Origin of the sequence: Nocardia sp. NPDC005978 (genome assembly GCF_040614455.1) — a bacterium.
Taxonomy (GTDB): domain Bacteria; phylum Actinomycetota; class Actinomycetes; order Mycobacteriales; family Mycobacteriaceae; genus Nocardia.
This window is the reverse complement of record NZ_JBEXUS010000003.1, coordinates 68,386-87,088: the sequence shown is the minus strand read 5'-3', so window position 1 is coordinate 87,088 and position 18,703 is coordinate 68,386. Positions and strand designations below refer to the sequence as shown.

The window sequence follows — 18,703 nt, the reverse complement described above, 5'->3', positions numbered from 1 at the left end:
CATGCCTAGTATCGGAGTATGCGGGTGGGACGAGGAATTTCCGGGCTTCTGGCATTCGCGCTACTGCTGGTGTTGGCGGTGATGTCGGCGTGGGATCAGCAACCACATGGTTTCCGCGGCGAATCCGCGCCCGGGGACGTGTTCAGCGCCGAACGGGCGCAGCGCGTCATCGAGGAGATAGCGCGGGCCCCGCACGCGGTCGGCTCGGCCGAACACGCCCGGGTGCGTGATCATTTGGCGGACGAACTGCGGAAGCTGGGGCTGGCGACCGAGATTCAGCGCGGCGTCGGCACCTACCCCGGTGGCCTGAGCGCCCCCGAGTCGGCCTTCGCGCAGGTATCCAACATCGTGGCCACGCTGCCCGGCGCCGATTCGACCGGCACCGTGTACCTGACGGCGCACTACGATTCGGTCACCTCGGGCCCCGGCGCGAACGACGACAGCGTGGGCGTCGCGGCGATCATGGAAACGGTGCGCGCGCTGCGGGACGGCGACGGCACGCTGCGCAACAACGTGGTGGTGCTGCTGACCGATGCCGAGGAGCCCGGCCTGCTCGGGGCGGAGGCCTTCGTGGCGGCGGGCGGCTACGACACACGCGGGGTGGTGATCAATCACGACGCGCGGGGCGCGAGCGGTCCGGCGCTGCTGTGGCGCATCACCCACCCCGACGGCCCGCTGATCCGCGCGGTGGCGCGCGCGCCGTATCCCAACACCGATTCCACGACCACGGCCGCCGCGGGCGCGGGCATCCCCAGCAGCACCGACTTCGTCTCCTTCGAATCGGGTGAGTTGCGGGTGCTGGATTGGGCTTTCGCGGGCAGCAGCGCCTACTACCACAATCGCGAGGACACCCCGGAGCACGTCAACCTGCCCACGGTGCAGCAGCTGGGCGAGAACACGCTGGCGCTGACAAGGGATTTCGGGCAGCGGGATCTGGCGGAAACGAGCGACGGCGCCGACGCCGCCTATTTCCCACTGCCTTTCGCCGGTCTGGTCGTGATCCCGGCGTGGGTGATCCTGGTGCTGGCCGCGCTGGGAACGCTGGGGGTGATCGGACTGGCGTGGCGGGTCCGGCGGGCCGGCGAGGCCAGTGTGAAGGCGATCGCCGGCGGCGCGATCACGCTGGTGGTCGCGGTGCCGATCGCGGTCGCGGCGACCTACGGGCTGTGGTGGCTGCTGCAGGAGATCCGCCCCGAGTATCAGGCCTCGCCGGTGGATCCGTATCGGCCGGAGTTCTTCCACATCGCGGTGCTGGTGTTGTCCACGGCGGTGCTCATCGGCTGGTATGCCTTCGCGCGCCGGGTATTCGGGCCCACCGGCACCGCGATCGGCCTGCTGGCCGGGGTGACGCTGCTGGGAGCCGGGATCGCGGTGGTGTCCCCGCCCGCGGCGCAGGTGCTGGTGCTGCCCGCGGCCGCGGCGGTGCTGGGGGTCGGCGCGAGCTTCGTCATCGGGGATCCGTGGCGGCTGCCGGTGCTGACCCTGCTGCTGGCGCCCGCGGCGCTGTTCCTCGGCAGCACGGCCTGGGCCGGGGTGCAGACCGGACTGGTCACCGCGCCCTTCCTGGCCGCGCCGGCGATCGTGCTGCTGGGCGCGCTGCTGTTGCTGACACTGAGCCGGAGTTGGCCGGCCCGGCGGGGCTGGCTCGTTCCCGGTGCGGCCCTCGTGCTCACGGTCGTGCTCGCGGCCGCCGGGATGGCGGTGGACAGGTTCGACGATCGGCATCCGCGGCTGTCGCAGATCATCTACGCCCTGGACGCCGACCGGGCGCAGGCCCGATGGCTCTCGATGCTCGCCCCGGACGCGTGGTCGCGGGACTTCGTGAGCACGGGCGGGCCCGAGGGGTCCTTCGCCGAGCTGTGGGATTACGCGGTCGCCACGGGCGACGCTCCGGCCCAAGCGCTTTCGGCCCCGATCGCCGAGGTGACCTCCGATCGGACCGAGGCGGGCCGGCGCACGGTGACCCTGCGCATGCGGTCCACGCGCGGCGCGTATCGACTGGATCTGCGCTGGCCGGACGGGTCGGTCGAGTCGGTGAAGGTGGCGGGCCGCACGGCGCATTCGCTGCCCGAGCACGGTTTCCGCTTCTGGGCCCCGCCCGCGGAGGGCGTCGAGGTGGAACTGTCGGCCCCGGCCGGGGCGCTGCCGCTGACGCTGGTGGACTACACGTGGCTGCCGGACTCGGGCATCGAATCCTTCGGCACGCCACCGCTGGACACGTACTTCCGGCAGGACAGCACGGCGGCCGTCTTCGTCAGGGTGCCGGGTCTGTAGGCCGCGCGTTCAGGCGCCCGCGCAGGTAGCGGCCGGTCGGGCTGCCGGTGGCCGCGGCGATCCGCGCGGGCGTCCCGGCGGCCACGATCCGGCCGCCCTCGGGTCCGCCGCCGGGGCCCATGTCGATGACGTGGTCGGCGTCGCCGATGAGATCCAGGTCGTGGTCGATGGCCACGATGGTGGCCCCCGCCCGCAGCAGCCGCTCGAACACCCCGACCAGGGTGCGCACGTCGCCGGGGTGCAGTCCGGTGGTGGGCTCGTCGAAGACGTAGAGCACGTGGGTCTGCGCCGAGCGCAAGCCGCCGGCCAGGCGCATGCGCTGGGCCTCCCCGCCGGACAGCGCGGGGGTGGGCTCGCCGAGCGCCAGGTAGCCGAGCCCGACTTCGCGCAGGGCCTGCAACGGCGCGCCGATCCGCGGGACGCCCGCGTAGCGATCGGCGGCGTCGGCGACGGTGAGGGCCAGCACGTCGGCGATGGTCAGCCCGTCCACCCGAACCTCGAGCGTCTCGGCGTTGTAGCGGGCCCCGTGACAGGCCGGGCAGGTGATCGTCATGTCGGGCAGGTACTGCACGTCCAGGGACACCTCGCCGAGGCCGGTGCACACCGGGCACTGCCCGCCCTTGACGTTGTAGGAGAAACGGCCTGCGCCCCAGTGCCGTTCGCGCGCGAGCGGGGCCGCGGCGAACAGCGCACGCAGCCCGTCGAACGCGCCGGAGTAGGTGGCCGGGGTGGAACGGCTGTTGTTGCCGATCGGCGTGGAGTCCACGGTGACGACCCGGGTGATCCCGGCGGCGTTCAGTTCCGCGACGTGTCCGGGCAGCGGCTGCCCGTTCAGCGTCCGGGTCAGCGCGGGCACCAGGCTGTCCAGGATGAGGCTGGTCTTGCCCGAGCCGGAGACGCCGGTGATCAGGGTGAGCCGCTCCAGCGGAATACGCGCGGTCACCCCGTGCAGGGTGTAGAAATCGCCGACGGTGAGCTCGAGGTGCGGGTCCGCCGCCCGCACCGGCCGCGCCTGGCGCGCGTGCGGTTCGGCCGCGCCCGAAAGATAGGGGCCGGTGATCGAATTCGGGTCGGCGGCCAGTTCGGCGGCGGTGCCCCGGGCGATGACCCGCCCGCCGGCGCGGCCCGCGCCCGGTCCCATTTCGATGAGGTGATCGGCCCAGCGCAGCAGTTCGACCTCGTGATCCACCATCACCACCGAATTGCCGTTGCCGACCAGGGCGCGGATCACCGCGCGCAGGCCCTCGACGTTGGCCGGGTGCAGCCCGATGGAGGGCTCGTCCAGCACGTAGAGCATTCCGGTGGAACGGGTTTGCAGAGTCGAGGTGAGCTGGATGCGCTGGCGCTCCCCCGTCGAGAGCGACTCACCGGCGCGGTCCAGGCTCAGATAGCCCAGGCCGAGGGTGCGCAGCGGTTCGATGGCGCGCACGAACTCGGTGGTCAGGCGGGTGGCGAGGGCGTGCATGTCGGCGGGCAGGGCGGCGGCCAGTTCGGTTGCCCAGGGCTCCAATTCGGCCAGGGTCAGCGCGCTGGTCTCGGCGATGGTGCGATCACCGATCAGGGTGGTGAGCGCCTCGGGACGCAGCCGGGCGCCGTGGCAGGCCGGGCAGGTGTGCAGGGTGAAGAACTTGCTCAGTCGCTCGCGCGTGGTCTGGCTGGCGCTGTTCGCGAGTGAATGCCGCACCGCCGCACGGGCGTTCTCGTAGGTGCCGTTGAGTTCGGCGGCCCGCCCGGATTTGGTGGTGACCACTACGTGCCGCTTCTCGGCGGGGCCGTTCAGGACGATCTCGCGCTCGCGCGCGGTGAGGTCGCGGTAGGGCACGTCGATGCGGACGCCGAGCTGTTCGGCGATCTGCGGCTGGAAGTCGCGTAGCGGCAGCTTCCACGGCGCGACGGCGCCGTCGGCGATCGACAGGTCCGGATCCGGGATCAGGGCCGCGTCGTCGATCTCCTCGACGGTGCCCAGACCGCCGCAGCGCGGGCACGCGCCGAAGCTGTCGAAGGCGAAGGACTCCGCGCCCGGTAGTTCGAACTCGCCGCCGCACTCGGGCAGGTCCACCCGGCCGCGCAGCGCGGTGTCCAGCGACGGGGGCAGCCGGAAACCCGTGGGGCACAAATGGGAACCGAGCCGCGAGTACATCAGGCGCAGCACGTTGTAGACCTCGGTCATGGTGCCCACGGTGCTGCGACGGCCGGGGATCGGCGGGCGCTGGCGCAGGGCCAGGGTGGCGGGCAGGAAGTCGATGCGGTCCACGTCGGGTCGCTCGGCCTGGCTGATCCGGCGGCGCGTGTAGGTGGACAGCCCGCCGAGCAGTCGCTGATAGCCCTCGCCGTAGAGGACGTCCATGGCGAGCGAGGATTTCCCCGAGCCCGAGAGCCCGGTGATCGCCACCCAGGACCAGAGCGGGATGTCGACGGTCAGCTCGTCGAGGTTGTGCACGCGCGCACCGACCACGTGGATGGCCGCGGGCAGGTGCTCGGTGCTCATCAGCCGTTCCAGTGCAGCTGCAGTCCGCGGGCGATCTCGGTCAGCGGAATCGGCTGCGCCATACCGATATGCGTGGCCCGGATCGGGATGTCGAGGACGTCGCCGGTGACGTGCTCGTGCCAGCTCGCCGCGGGCCGGCGGTCGGCGATCGCCGTGTCGGTCGCGGTGAAGTGCACCAGGTCGCCGCGGAAGCGGCCGCCGGGTTCGCCGGCCACGGGCCGGGTGAGGGCGGCGGTGGCGCGTTCGACCAGGTCCGGGGGGAAGCTCTCGGCCGCGCGGGTCAGTTCCGCCATGCCGTGCAGCTCGGCCCAGGCCGCGGCGGCGTCGTGCGGTTCGGGGGCCGCGACGCCGTCGGGCGGCGCGCTGTCCATCAGGGCCAGCAGCGCGACCTCCGCCCCCTGATCCTGGAGCCGGACCGCGATCTCGTGGGCGATGCGCCCGCCGAGCGACCAGCCCAGCAGCCGATACGGCCCGGTAGGTCGCACGCGCAGGATCTCGTCCACGTAGCGGGCCGCGTAGTCGTGCAGGGTGGCGTAGGGCTCCTCGCCGCACGCGACCCAGGGGTCCTGCAGGCCGTACAGCGCGATCGAGGGGTCGAGCCGGGTGAGCAGTCCGGCGTAGGGCCAGGCCAGCCCGCCCCCGGGATGCACGCAGAACAGGACATCCCCGTCGGTGCGGCGCAGCGGCAGCAGCACCCGGTAGGACTCGTTCGCGGTGGCGTCGAACGGGTCCGCGCCCCCGGCGGCGAACGGGTCAGCGCCCGCGGCGGCGAACCGCTCGGCCAGTGCCCGCACCCGGGGCGCTTCGAAGAGATCGCGCAGCGCCACGGCGCCGTTCAGGCGGGCGATGACCCGGGCGGCGGCCAGGGAGTTGCCGCCGAGGGCGAAGAACTCGTCGTCCAGCCCGACGCGGTCGAGCCCGAGAACCTCGGCGAAAGCGGCCGCCACCGCCTGTTCGGCGGGGTGCACCGGGGCCAGGTAGTCCGTGCGGACCGGTGGCGGGGTGGGCAGGGCGGAGCGATCCACCTTGCCGTTCGCGGACAGCGGCAGGTGGTCCAGCGGCACGATGGCCGGGCGCAGGTAGTCGGGGAGCCGCTGTGCCGCAACCGAGCTCAGTTCGGCCGGGTCGAGCGTGTGACCCGGCTCGGGTACCACGTAGGCCACCAGGGCCGCGCCCGCCGGGCCGTCGGTGCGGGTGGCGACGACCTGGGCGACGCCGGGCGCGCCGGCCAGCACCGCCTCGATCTCACCGGGTTCCACCCGCATTCCGCGGATCTTGATCTGGAAGTCGGTGCGGCCCTGGTATCGGAGTTCGCCCGCGTCGGTCCAGGAGACGAGATCGCCGGTGCGATAGAGCCTCTCGCCGGGCCCGCCGAACGGGTCGGCGACGAAGCGGGCGGCGGTGCCCGCGGGGCGGCCGAGATAGCCGCGCGCCACCCCGGCGCCGCCGATGTACAGCTCGCCGACCGCCCCGACGGGGAGCGGGCGCAGCGAGCGGTCGAGGACGTAGCAGCGCGTGCCCACGGCGGGCCCGCCGATGGTGATCGGGCGGCTGCCGTCGAGCGCTCCGCTCACGGTGCTGAGCACCGTGGTCTCGGTGGGGCCGTAGGCGTTGACGAGCCGGCGGCGCTCGCCCCAGATCGCGGCGACGGCGGGCGGGCAGGGTTCGCCGCCGGTGATCACCACCGCGAGATCGGGCAACCGCGCGGCCGGGGTACAGGCCAGCACGGCGGGGGTCACGCAGGCGTGGGTCACCCGTTCGCGGCGCAGCAACTCGGCCAGCTCGGGACCGGCGTAGATCTCGGGCGGGGCGATGACCAGGGTCGCGGCGGCGTCCGCGGCCAGCACCAGTTCCCACACCGAGACATCGAAACTCGGTGCGGCCAGGCACAATACGCGCGAGGTCGAATCGGCGCCGATGCAGCGCGCCTGGGTGGCGGCCATGTTCGCGAGGCCGGTGTGCGACACCACCACCGCCTTGGGCCTGCCGGTGGAGCCCGAGGTGTGCATGACATAGGCGGCGTTGGCCGGGCGCGCGTCACGGGCCGGGATACGCGACCGTTCGGGTCCGGGTGCGCCGACCTCGCCCGCGGGGTCCAGGATCAGCACCTCGATGTCCGGCAGCGCGGTATAGGCCGCGTGCTCGGCGGCGGTGGTGAGCATGACGCGTGCGCCGGTCGCGGCGAGCATGGCGGACAGGCGGGCGGGCGGGCAGCCCGGATCGAGCGGCAGGAAGGCCGCGCCCGACTCGGTGACGCCCCAGCACGCCACCGCCCAGGCCGCCGAGCGCGACATACCGAGGGCCACCACGTCTTCGGGGCCGATGCCGTGTGCACGCAGTCGACGGGCCAGGCGCAGGGCGCGCGCGTCCAGCTCACGATAGGTCAGCGTGATGTCGCCGTACCGCAGCGCCTCCGCGCCGGGCGCCCGGCGCACGGCCGAGTCCAGTAGATCCGGGAGCAGCAGATCGACCTCGGCGGTCTCGGTGCGATTCCACTCCTCCACCACCAGCCGGTACTCGTGGCCGCCCAGGATGCCCAGTCGCGCGGTGGGCCGGTGCGGCGCGGCGGCCGCGACTTCCAGCAGGCGGCGGTAGCGCCCGAGCAGGGCGGTGATGGTGCCGTGGTCGAAGAGTTCGGTGGCGTACTGCACTTCGACGCGGAGGTCGGAATCCACCGGGGTGCAGACGAATTCGAGATCGAAGCGCGCGGTGGCGACCGGCGCGAGCACCGGTTCGGCCCGCAGGCCCGGCAGCCGGAGCCGAATCGGATCCAGGTTCTGCAGCACCAGCATGACCTGGAACAGCGGGTGCCTGGCCCGGGACCGCGGCGGATCCAGGGCCTCCACCACCTGCTCGAACGGCAGCTCGGCGTGCGCGAAGGCCCCCAGATCCGCCTCGCGCACGCGCGCCAGCAGCGCCGAGAACGACTCGGCGGCATCGACTTCCACCCGCAGCGCCAGCGTGTTGACGAACATGCCGACCAGCTCGTCCAGGGCGGCGGCGCCCCGGCCCGCGACCGCGGTGCCGACGGTGATGTCGTCGCCGCCGGACCACGCCGAGAGCAGCAGGGCCAGCCCGGCGTGCAGGGTCATGAAGAGCGAGGCGTCGTGCTGTTCGGCCAGCTCCCGCAGCGCGGTGACGACCGGGGCGGGAATCGTGCAGGCGACGGTGCGGCCGTGCAGGCCCGCGACCGGCGGGCGGGGCCGGTCGGTGGGCAGGCCCAGTTCGGCGGGCGACCGCGCGAGAGTCGCCGTCCAGTAGTCGAGTTGACGGTTCAGCTCGGACCCCGGATCCTCGGGTGCGCCCAGGACCTCGCGCTGCCACCGGGCGTAGTCGATGTACTGCACGCCGAGCGGCTCGCGGTCGGGACGGTCGCCGCGCAGGGCGGCCGCGTAGCCCTCGGCCAGATCACGGGCCAGTGGCGCGAGCGAATAGCCGTCGGCGGCGGCGTGGTGCACGACGAAGGCCAGCAGCCACTCCCGGGGCTCCCCCGCGCCCTCGCCCACCGCGAACAGCGCGTAGCGCACCGGCACTTCGGTCGTGAGATCGAAGGGGTCGGAGCAGAATTCGCCGAGTGCCGCCTCGGCGTCGAAGGTGTCGCAGTGCTGTACGGCGAGTTCGCGCGGTACGGGCCGGGCCGCGACCACCCGCTGTTCGCCGACGCCGTCGCGGTGCGGGTAGAACGTGCGCAGCACCTCGTGCCGGGTCACGACGTAATGCAGGGCCGTCCCCAGTGCGGCGACGTCCAGGGTTCCGGTCAGGCGCACGACCAGCTGGATGTTGTAGGCCGGGGATTCCGGGTCCAGGCGGTTCAGCAGCCACAGTCGCTGCTGCGCGAAGGACATCGGGGATCGGTCCCCGCGCGCGACCGCCCGCGGTTCCGGCCGGGCCGGGCGCGGCGAATCCGCCAGGCGCGCGGCGAGTCCCGCGACGGTCGGCGCGTCGAAGATCTCGCGGACCGGAACCTCGGCGCACAGTTCCGCACCCACCCGGGCCGCGACCCGGGTGGCGCTGAGCGAGTTGCCGCCGAGCCGGAAGAAGTCGTCGTCCAGGCCGATTCGCTGCACCCCGAGCACCTCGCCGAAGGCCCGGGCCACCGCGCGTTCGGGCGCGGTGACCGGGGCGCGGAAGAGCTCGGCGTCCGGTGCGGGCGCGGGCAGCGCGGCCCGGTCCACCTTGCCGTTGACGGTCAGGGGCAGGCGTTCGCACGGGACGATCACCGCCGGGGTCAGATACCCGGGCAGCCGCCGTGCCACGGTGGCGCGCAGTCGAATCGGGTCGAGCGCGACGCCGCGTGCGGAGGTGACGTAGGCGACGATCCGGGGTTCGCCGGGACCGTCGGCCCGGACCATGGCCACCGCCTGGGCGACACCGGGCAGGCTCGCCACCGCCGCCTCGACCTCGCCGAGCTCGATGCGCTGCCCGCGCAGCTTGATCTGGGAATCGGTGCGGCCGACGAAGATCAGCGCACCGTCCGCGCGCCTGCGCACCGCGTCCCCGGTGCGGTACATGCGGCCGGGGGCGAACGGGTCGGGCAGGAATCGCGCGGCGGTCGAGCCGGGGCGCGCGCAATAGCCGCGCGCCACACCCGGACCCGCGACGTAGAGCTCGCCGAGCACCCCGTCCGGCACGGGGGCGAGCCGTTGATCCAGTACGTAGCACCGCATTCCGGCGGCCGGGCCGCCGAGCGTCACGGGCTGATCCGGTTCCTGCGGCGCGCTGATGTTGGAGACGATGGTGATCTCGGTGGGGCCGTACGCGACGAGCAGGTCGCGATCGGCGGCCCAGCGGGCGGCCACGGCCGGGGCGACGGTCTCGCCGCCGGTCACCACCGTGCGCAGAACGGGTGCGCCCCCGGCGGTTTCTAGGACGCCCGGGTCCATGGTGGCCAGCACCGCGGGTGTGATGAAGGCGTGGGTCACGCGGGCCGTGGACAGCAGGCTCGCCAGTTCCGGGCCGGCGTAGACCTCCGGCGGCGCGATCACCAGCGTCGCGCCCGCGCCCGTCGCGAGCAGCACCTCCCACAGCGAGGCGTCGAAGCTCGGGGAGGCGAGTTGCAGGACGCGGGAATCCGCGTCGACCGCACAGTTCTCGGCCTGTGCCGCGATCGTGTTCGCCAGACCCGCGTGGGTGACGATCACCCCCTTGGGCACTCCGGTCGACCCGGAGGTGAACAGCACGTAGGCCGCGTCGGCCGGACGGATCGGGCGCACCCGATCGGCGTCGGTGACGGCCCCGGCGCAGACCCCGCCCGGGTCGGCCGGCGGCCCGTCCTCGACCACCAGCCAGGGCAGATCGGGGAGTTCGGGCCGGGCGCCGGGGCCCGTCAGGCCCAGCGCCGCGCCGGAATCGGCGAGCATGAGGGCGATCCGCTGCCCGGGATGTCCCGGATCCACCGGCAGATACGCGGCGCCGGTCTTGGCCACGGCCCACAACGCGACCACCCATTCCACGGAGCGGCGCAGGGCCACGGCCACCACGTCGCCGGGGCCGATGCCACCCCCGATCAGCAAGCGGGCCAGTCGATTCGAGCGCTCGTCGAGTTCGCGATAGGTGAGCGCGCGATCGCCGCACGCCACGGCGCGAGCCTCCGGGAACCGGGCCACCGCCCGCGCGAGGATCTCGGGCAGGGTGATCCGTACCGGGTTCGCCTCGTGCGCGCCCGCGGCCAGCACCCGCCGGCGCTCACCGGCCGAGAGCACGTCCACGCTGTGGATCGGGCGGTCGGGATGACCGGCGACGGCGGTGAGCACCCGCCGGAATCGATCGATCAGCGACTGCGCGGTGCCGGCGTCGAACAGCTCGGTGTCATAGCGCAGCAGGATCACCAGGCCCGAATCGCGCTCGGTGAGTTCGAATTCCAGGTCGAATCGAATCGCCGTGGCGGGCGCGGCGAGCGTCTCCACGCGCACGCCGGGCAGGCGCAGTTCGGGCACCTCGAAGTTCCGGAAGGACAGCGCGACCTGGAACAGCGGATGCCGGGCCGCGGAACGCGGTACCCGCAGCGCCTCGACGATGTGCTCGAACGGCGTCTGTGCGTGGGCCATGGCGTCCAGATCCACCTCGCGCACGCGGTCCAGCAGCTCGGCGAAGGACGCGTCGGGATCGACCGGCACCCGCAGCGGCACCGAGTTGACGAACATGCCGACCACATCGTCCAGAGCGGGCGCGGCACGGCCGGCGGTGGGTGTGCCGATGACGATGTCGCCGGTGCCGGCCAGTTTGGCCAGCAGCAGCGCCAGCGCGGCGTGGGTCACCATGAACATCGAGGCGCGGCGCGCCGTTGCCAGTGCGCGCAGCCGGGCCGTGATCGGTTGCGGCAGAACCGATTCCACGCTCGCACCCGCGTGGCCGGCGACGTCCGGGCGCGGCCGGTCCAGGGGCAGCGCGAGTTCGATCGGGGCGTCGGCCAGGGTCGTGCGCCAGTACGAGAGCTGCCGGGTCAGCTCGGAACTCGGATCGCCGGGGCTGCCCAGCAGCTCGTGCTGGGCGCGGGCGTGGTCGGCGTAGCGGGTGGTGAGCACGGGCCAGTACGGCGCGGTGCCCGTGGTGCGGGCGGTGTACGCCGCCGCGAGATCACGCGCGAGCGGGGCGAGGGAGAACCCGTCGGCGTTCACATGGTGCACGACCAGGGCGAGCACCCATTCGGATCGGTGCGCGGCGTCGCCGGAGGCGTCGACCGCGAAGAGCCGGGCGCGCACCGGCGGAGCGGCGGCCAGGTCGAAGGGCTGGGCCTCGAAGTTCGCCAGGGCGCGTTCCAGCCGGGCGGGCGGGATGCGGCGGATGTCCATCGCGCCGACATCCTCCTGTGCCACCGCCTGATACGGCACGCCCTCGTGTTCGGGGAAGTAGGTGCGCAGGGCTTCGTGGCGCTGCACGACGTCGGCAACGGCCGCCGCCAGCGCCACCACGTCCAGTGCGCCGCCCAGCCGGACGGCCAGCAGAATGTGGTAGGCCGCGCCCGCGCCGCCGCGATCCAGCAGCCAGATGCCCCGCTGCGCGCAGGACAGCGGCACCCGATCCGGTTCCGCGACCGGTTCGGGTGCGGCGGAATCGGATTCGAGGTCGGCACGCGCCGACAACCGTTCCTCGAGCAGGCGGGCCAGGCCGGGAACGGAGGGTTCGTCGAAGAGGTCACGCGACCGGACCACCGCCGCGCCCGCGAGTTCGGCCCGCAGCAGCGTCACCGCGGCGGCCGCGCTCAGGGAGTTCCCGCCGAGGGCGAAGAAGTCGTCGGACCGTCCGACCGGGTCGGCCGCCAGCACCCGGGCGAACACCCGCGCGACGAGTTCCTCGGTGGCCGTGGCCGGTTCGTGGAAGGCGACCCGCGCTCGCTCGGGGGCGGGCAGGGCCGCGCGGTCGAGTTTGCCCGCCGGGGTGAGCGGTAGGTGATCCAGTATCCGCACCTGGGCCGGAACGTAGTGCGCGGGCATCCGATGCGCGATCGCGGCGCGCAACGGCTCGGGATCGGCGGTCGCACCCGGTGCGGGCACGACGTAGGCGACGAGTTCGGGGTCCCCCGGCCCGGTGCGCAGGACCACCGCGGCCTGGGCCACGCCGGGCACCGCCGACAGCGCGGCCTCGACTTCGCCGGGCTCCAGTCGCACCCCGCGCACTTTCACTTGGAAGTCGTTGCGGCCGTGGAAGTCCAGTGTGCCGTCGGTGCGCCACGACCCGGTGTCACCGGTGCGGTACATGCGGGACCCGGGCGCGCCGAAGAGATCGGGCACGAAGCGCGCGCCGGTCCGGCCGGGCCGGTGCGCGTAACCGCGCGCCACCCCGGTGCCCGCCACGTAGATCTCGCCGATGACGCCGGGCGGGACCGGTCGCAACCGCGGGTCCAGGACGTGCACCCGGGCTCCGGCCACCGGTGCGCCGATCGGGACCGGCCCGTCCGCGGCGCGCAGCGGACGGGTGACCGTCGCCCAGACGGTGGTCTCGGTGGGACCGTAGGCGTTGACGAAACACCGGTTCGGAGACCAGCGCCCGGCCAGTTCGGGCGAGCAGGTCTCCCCGCCGGCCGCCAGCAGCCGCAGGTCCGCCAGCTCCGCCGCGGGCAGGGTCGCCAGGACGCGCGGGGTCAGCATGGCGTGCGTGATGCGTTCGCGGGCCAGGAAATCGGCCAGCTCGGGACCGGCGTACACGTCCGGGGGCGCGATCACCAGGGCTCCCCCGGAGCACAGGGCCTGCAACAGTTCCCAGATCGAGGCGTCGAAAGCGGGCGAGGAGACCGCCAGCACGCGGGCGCGCGGATCGGCGTCACAGCGCTGCGCCTGGGTCACCACGACGTTCGCCAGTCCGGCGTGGGTGATGCACACCGCCTTGGGGATTCCGGTGGATCCGGAGGTGTACACGAGATAGGCCGGGTGGGCCAGGTGCAGCGGCCGGGTCCGGTCGGCGTCGGAGACGGGCTCGGCGCTTTCGCCGAGTTCGCCGAACTCGAGAGACAGCCACTGTCCGCCGTGCAGGTCCACCGGCTCCGCGCCGGGACCGGTGATCCCCACGCGCACCAGGGAATCGGTGAGCATGAGGCGGACGCGCTCGGCGGGTGTGCCGGGGTCCATGGGCAGCGCCGCCGCACCGGCGTGCGCGACCGCGCACATCGCCACCACCCATTCCAGCGAGCGGGGCAGCGCGATCGCCACCACGTCCTCCGGGCCCGCGCCGAGCGCTATCAGCCTGTGCGCCAGGTGATTCACACGGAGCGACAGCTCGTGATAGGTCAGCGTGCGGTCCCCGCACACCACCGCCGCCGCCCCCGGCGCGTACGCGGCGGCCCGGGTCAGCAGCAGCGGCAGCGTCGCGGGGACGGCTTCGCCGCCCGCGTTCCACTCCCCCAGCGCCGTGCGCTCGGCCGCGGACAACAGCTCCAGTTCACCGACCGGCACGCTGGAATTCCGTGCCAGCTGGTCGAATACACGGAACAGGCGATCGGCAAGGGCGGTCATGTCCGGCCCATCGAACAGATCCGTGGCGTAGTCCAGGGTCAGGGACAGCCCCGCCGCCGTCTCGGCGAAGGTGAACTCCAGATCGAATTTGGCCACCGGCAACGGGATGTCGAGCGACTCCGCGTGCAGGCCGGGCAGGTCGAACGTGGTCGTTCCGGCAGCGCGCAGCGACAACCCGACCTGGAACAGCGGGTGCCGGTCGCGGGCGTGCGGCAGCCCGGCCGCGCGCACCACCCGCTCGAACGGCGCGTCGTCGTGCGCGAAGGCCGAGAGGTCGATATCGCGGACCCGCGAGAGCAATTCGGCGCACGACTCGGCGTGGTCCACCGGGACGCGCAGCACCAGGGCGTTGACGAACATCCCGATGAGGTCGTCCAGCCGGGCGTCGCCGCGCCCGGCGACCGGGGTGCCCACGGCGATGTCGGCGCCGCCCGAGACCCGGGCGAGCAGCGCGGTCAGCCCCGTGTGCAGCACCATGAACAGGGTCGCGCCGTGCCGGTGCGCGAGTTCGCGCAGGCCGGCCACGGTGCGCTCGGGCAGCTCGGCGGTGACGCGCGCCGCCCGGCGGGTGCGCCGGGCGGGGCGCGGACGATGGGGCGGGAGACCGGATTCCGGTGGCAGGCCGTCGAGGGTTGTACGCCAGTAGCCGAGTTGGCGGGACAGTTCCGATTCCGGATCGGTGTCGTCCCCGAGCACCTCGCGCTGCCACAGCGTGTAGTCGGCGTACTGCACCGGCAGCGGGGTCCACTCCGGTGCGGCACTGCGCAACCGGGCGCGGTAGGCGGTCGCCAGGTCGCGGGCGAAGGGCGCGAGCGACAGGCCGTCGGCGATGATGTGATGCACCAGGACGGCGAGGACGTGCCGTTCGGCGACGGGCTGCGCGGCGGATTCGGCACCGGGGGCGGCAGTCTCGGCAGCGACGTTCTCGGCGGCGACAGTCCCAGCGGTGACGGTCCCGACGCCGGTAATCTCAGCCGCGACGGTCCCAGCCGCAGTGGTCCCAGCCACGACGATCTCAACGGCGGAGGTCCCGGCAGCGGCAATCTCGGCGGCTGGAATATCAATGACGACAGGCTCGGCGGCAGCGGGCCCGGCGGCGGCAGTCCCCACGGCAGCAGACCCGGCAGCAGCAGACCCCACGGCAGCAGACCCGGCAGCGGCAGACCCCGCGCCAGCAGACCCGGCAGCGGCAGACCCCGCGCCAGCAGACCCGGCAGCGGCAGACCCCGCGGCAGCGGAATCCAGCACCCGGAGCAGGCGAATGCGAAGGGGGGACCCGTGCGCCAGATCGATGCCCGCACCGCCGAATTCGCTTAGCTCCCGCTGTAAGCCGGACGCGGGCACCGGTTCCGGCGTCAGCGCTTGCACCACCGTGCCGACCGGTGAGAGCCGCTGCAGCACACCGTCGTCCGTCTCGTGGAACACCGTGCGCAGGGCCTCGTGGCGACCGACCACATCGGTCAGCGCGGCGGTCAGCGCGCTCGCGTCCAGCGGGCCGGTCAGGCGCAGGGCGAGCAGCATGTTGTAGGACGGCGCGGCCGGATCGAGCCTGTTGATCAGCCACAATCGCTGCTGCGCGTAGGACAGCGGCACCCGCTCGGGACGCGGCCGCGGCGCCGGTCGCGCGCGCTCGGCCAGCAGATCCCGGGCGCCGACGCGCTCGGCGAAGCCCGCGACGGTGGGCGCGTCGAACAGATCGCGCACCCCCGCCGCCACGCCCAGCGCCGCGCCCACCCGAGCGGCCACCACGGCCGCGCTCAGCGAATCCCCGCCCAGCGCGAAGAAGTCCGCGTCCAGGCCGATGCGGGCGGCGCCGCCCGCGGGCGCGGCCGGGAGTTCGGCGAACGCCGCGGCGACGGCCTTCTCCGCCACCGTGACGGGTGCGCGGTAGACGGTCGCGGGCGCGGCGGGAGCCGGCAGCGCCCGCCGGTCCACCTTGCCGCTCGGGGACAGCGGGAACCGGTCGAGCAGTACGATCGCGGGCACCATGTACCCCGGCAGTCGCTGGGCGGCGGCCACTTCCAGCTCTCGCGTGGTGAGCAGGAATCCCGGTTCCGGCATGGCGTACGCGACGATGCGCGGGACCCGCGGGCCACCGTGCAGCACGACGACCGCCTGCGCGACGCCGGGGCAGTCGGCGAGCACCGCCTCGATCTCCCCGAGTTCGATCCGCAGACCGCGCAGCTTCACCTGCGCGTCGGCGCGGCCGTGAAAGACCAGCGCGCCCGCGGCATCCCGGGTCACCAGGTCGCCGGTGCGGTAGAGCCGCGCACCGGAGCCGGTGAACGGGTCCGCCACGAAACGGGCCGCGGTGAGCGGGAATCGCCCGAGGTAGCCGCGGGCCAGTCCCGGGCCGCCGAGGTACAGCTCACCGACCACGCCCGGCGGCACGGGGCGCAGCCAGGGGTCGAGCACGTGGGCGCGCACGCCGGGCACCGGGTCGCCGAGGGTGATGGGGCGGTCCGGAACCATCGGGCCGAGGTGGGTGACGATGCTGGCCTCGGTGGGCCCGTACATGTTGACCAGGGTGCGCCCGCGCGCCCACGCGGCGACCACGGCCTGCGGGCAGGCTTCGCCGCCGGTGGCCAGCAGTCGCGGCGCACCCGGCGCGGGCGCGGTGGCCGCCAGCACCGCCGGGGTCAGGAAGGCGTGCGTGATGCGCTCGCGGCACAGGAATTCGGTCAGGCGCGGACCCGCGTACGCGTCCTCGGGGGCGATCACGAGGGTGGCGCCGGTCGCGGTGAAGAGCAGTTCCCACAGCGAGGCGTCGAAGGTGGGCGCGGACCCGCACAGCACGCGGTCGCCGGGACCGGCGGGCAGCGAGACCGATTGGGCGGCCAGCAGATTCGCCAGGCCCGCGTGCGTCACCGCGACGCCCTTGGGCGCGCCGGTGGAGCCCGAGGTGTAGATGACGTAGGCCGGGTGGGCCGGGTGCGCTGGACGGGGGCGGTCGGCGTCGGTCACGGGTGGCGCGCCGGCGGCGGCGTGGTTCCGCGTCGGCTCGTCCAGGACGATCCAGTCCGCGACCGCGCGCACTTCGCCGGCCAATTCGGCCGTGCCGGTGTCGATTCCGACGCGGACGCCGCATTCGGCGAGCTGGGCGCGGACCCGTTCCACGGGATGGCCCGGATCGATCGGCAGGTACGCGGCGCCGGCGGCGAGCACACCGCGCAGGGCGATCAGCCAGTTCACGCTGCGCCGGGCGGGGACGGCCACCACATCACCGGGGCCGATGCCGAGCCCGCACAGCCTGTGCGCCAGCGCATTCGAGAGTGCTTCGAGCCGCGCGCCGCTGAGCACGGTATCGCCGCAGACCACGGCCTGCTCGACGTCGTGGCGCGCGGCGGCGGCGAACAGCTCGGGCAGTGCGACCGGGTCCGTCCCGCGCTCGCCGGGCGCGGCGCGCAGTGCGGCGACCTCGGACTCGGACAGCAGGCCGATCCGCCCCACCGGGGTATCCGGGCCGGCCGCCACGAAATTGCCGAGAAATAGCAGGAAGCGGTTCAGGTGGTCGTCGAGTTCGGGTTGGTCGTACCTGTCCGGATTGGCGAGGATGTCGACCGACAGACCCTCCGCGGCGCCCGCGCGGTACAGGTTGAAATGGGTGTCGGCGACCGATCCCGAAGCGAGGATGCGGTATTCGCCGATCGCCGCGCCGAAGCGGCTCGTGCGTTCGAAGAACATCAGGTTCACGGTCGGGCCCGCGACCTGCTCGGCGCCGACCCCGAGATCGCGGCGCAGTTCCTCGAAGCGATAGCGCTGATGGCGCAGGCCCCCGGTGACGTCGCGGGCGGCGGCGATCACGAGTTCGCGCACCGTCACCGCGCCCGCGCAGCGCAGCCGGACGGGCAGCACGTTGGCGAGCATGCCGCCCGACTTCTTCAGCGCGGCGGTGGTGCGCGCCGAGGCGGCCAGCCGCAGCAGGGGTTCGGTCTCCCCGGTGCAGCCCGCCTGGAACGCGCAGATCGCCGCGACCAGCAACTGCGCGGGACTCGCGCCGCAGTCCGCGGCCAGGCGTTCGAGCTCCAGCCAGCGCGCCGGACTCAGCGCGCCGGCGGCCCGCAGCGCGGGCGGCAGCGGCGCCCGGCCGCGGCGCACGCGCGCGGGGCCGGGCGCGGGCAGCGGCGCGGTCCAGTCCGAGAAGCGTTCCCGCCAGTACTCGCGGTCGGCGAGAAAGCGCGCCGAGGACCGGTATTCGGCGTCGGCGGCCTGAATGCGGGCCGGGGACAATCCGCCGAAGGACGGCGGTTCTGCCTGCGCCAGCAGCGCCTCGTACCACTGCCCGATCCGGGCGATCAGACTCAAGCCGCCGTAGCCGTCGATGGCCACGTGATGCATCTGCGCGTACCAGATGTGGTGTTCGGGTCCGACCCGCAGCAGCGCGCCCGCCCACAGCGGAGCGTCGAGCAATTCGATGGCGCTGCGATGGCGGCGATTCATCCAGTCCAGCGCGGCCGCATGCGGTTCGGGCTCGCTGGCGCAGTCCACGCGCTCGAGGCCGCCGCCGATGTCGGCCGCCATCCACTGGTACGGCCGCCCGTCGACCTGACCGATCCGGAGCCTGCCGACGCCGAATTCCTCGAAGGCCCGCCGCGATGCGGCGTCGAACAGGTCGGCGTCCAGCGCGCCGCGCAGTTCCAGGTAGTGCGCCTGGCCGGGCAGCGCGCGCGGGCGGCGGCCCGCGGCGTCGGCACGGTGCCCGAGGTCGTCCGCGAGCCACAATTCCATTTGGGCCCTGGACAATTCGAACGGCACGGAGTGGAGAACGTCCGGAGAATCGGCGAGCACTGTCCCTCCCGGAGTCGAGACCTGCGGAAAACGCCGGGCGAGTTCGAATTACGCGCCCGTGATTGCGGACAGTACCGGAAGTTTGCTGGAAGTCTGCTGTCATTCGATCCGTGCCGTAAGTGGACGAATGATCAGGCGGGCGAGCCGATCACCGCGCGGCCCGGCGACGGCAACCCGGCGACAGCCGCCGTCGGGCCCGTACTCC

At 73.5% G+C, this 18,703-nt stretch carries 3 protein-coding genes; 1 reads left to right on the top strand and 2 read right to left on the bottom strand.

Going from position 1 to position 18,703, the window contains the following annotated elements; translation table 11 throughout:
* Positions 1-18: 18 nt before the first annotated feature.
* Positions 19-2,274 (top strand): M20/M25/M40 family metallo-hydrolase, encoded by a 2,256-nt coding sequence (locus ABZ319_RS02380; protein WP_354984485.1) that lies wholly within the window; start codon positions 19-21, stop codon positions 2,272-2,274.
* Here the strand turns inward: ABZ319_RS02380 and ABZ319_RS02375 are convergent.
* A complete protein-coding gene (locus ABZ319_RS02375) occupies positions 2,255-4,762 on the bottom strand; it encodes an excinuclease ABC subunit UvrA (RefSeq protein WP_354984484.1) in 2,508 nt (835 codons plus the stop codon). The genes ABZ319_RS02380 and ABZ319_RS02375 overlap by 20 nt on opposite strands.
* Positions 4,762-18,438 (bottom strand): amino acid adenylation domain-containing protein, encoded by a 13,677-nt coding sequence (locus ABZ319_RS02370; RefSeq protein ID WP_354984483.1) that lies wholly within the window; start codon positions 18,436-18,438, stop codon positions 4,762-4,764. The genes ABZ319_RS02375 and ABZ319_RS02370 overlap by 1 nt, the downstream gene beginning before the upstream one ends.
* Between the last annotated feature and the right edge of the window lie 265 nt (positions 18,439-18,703).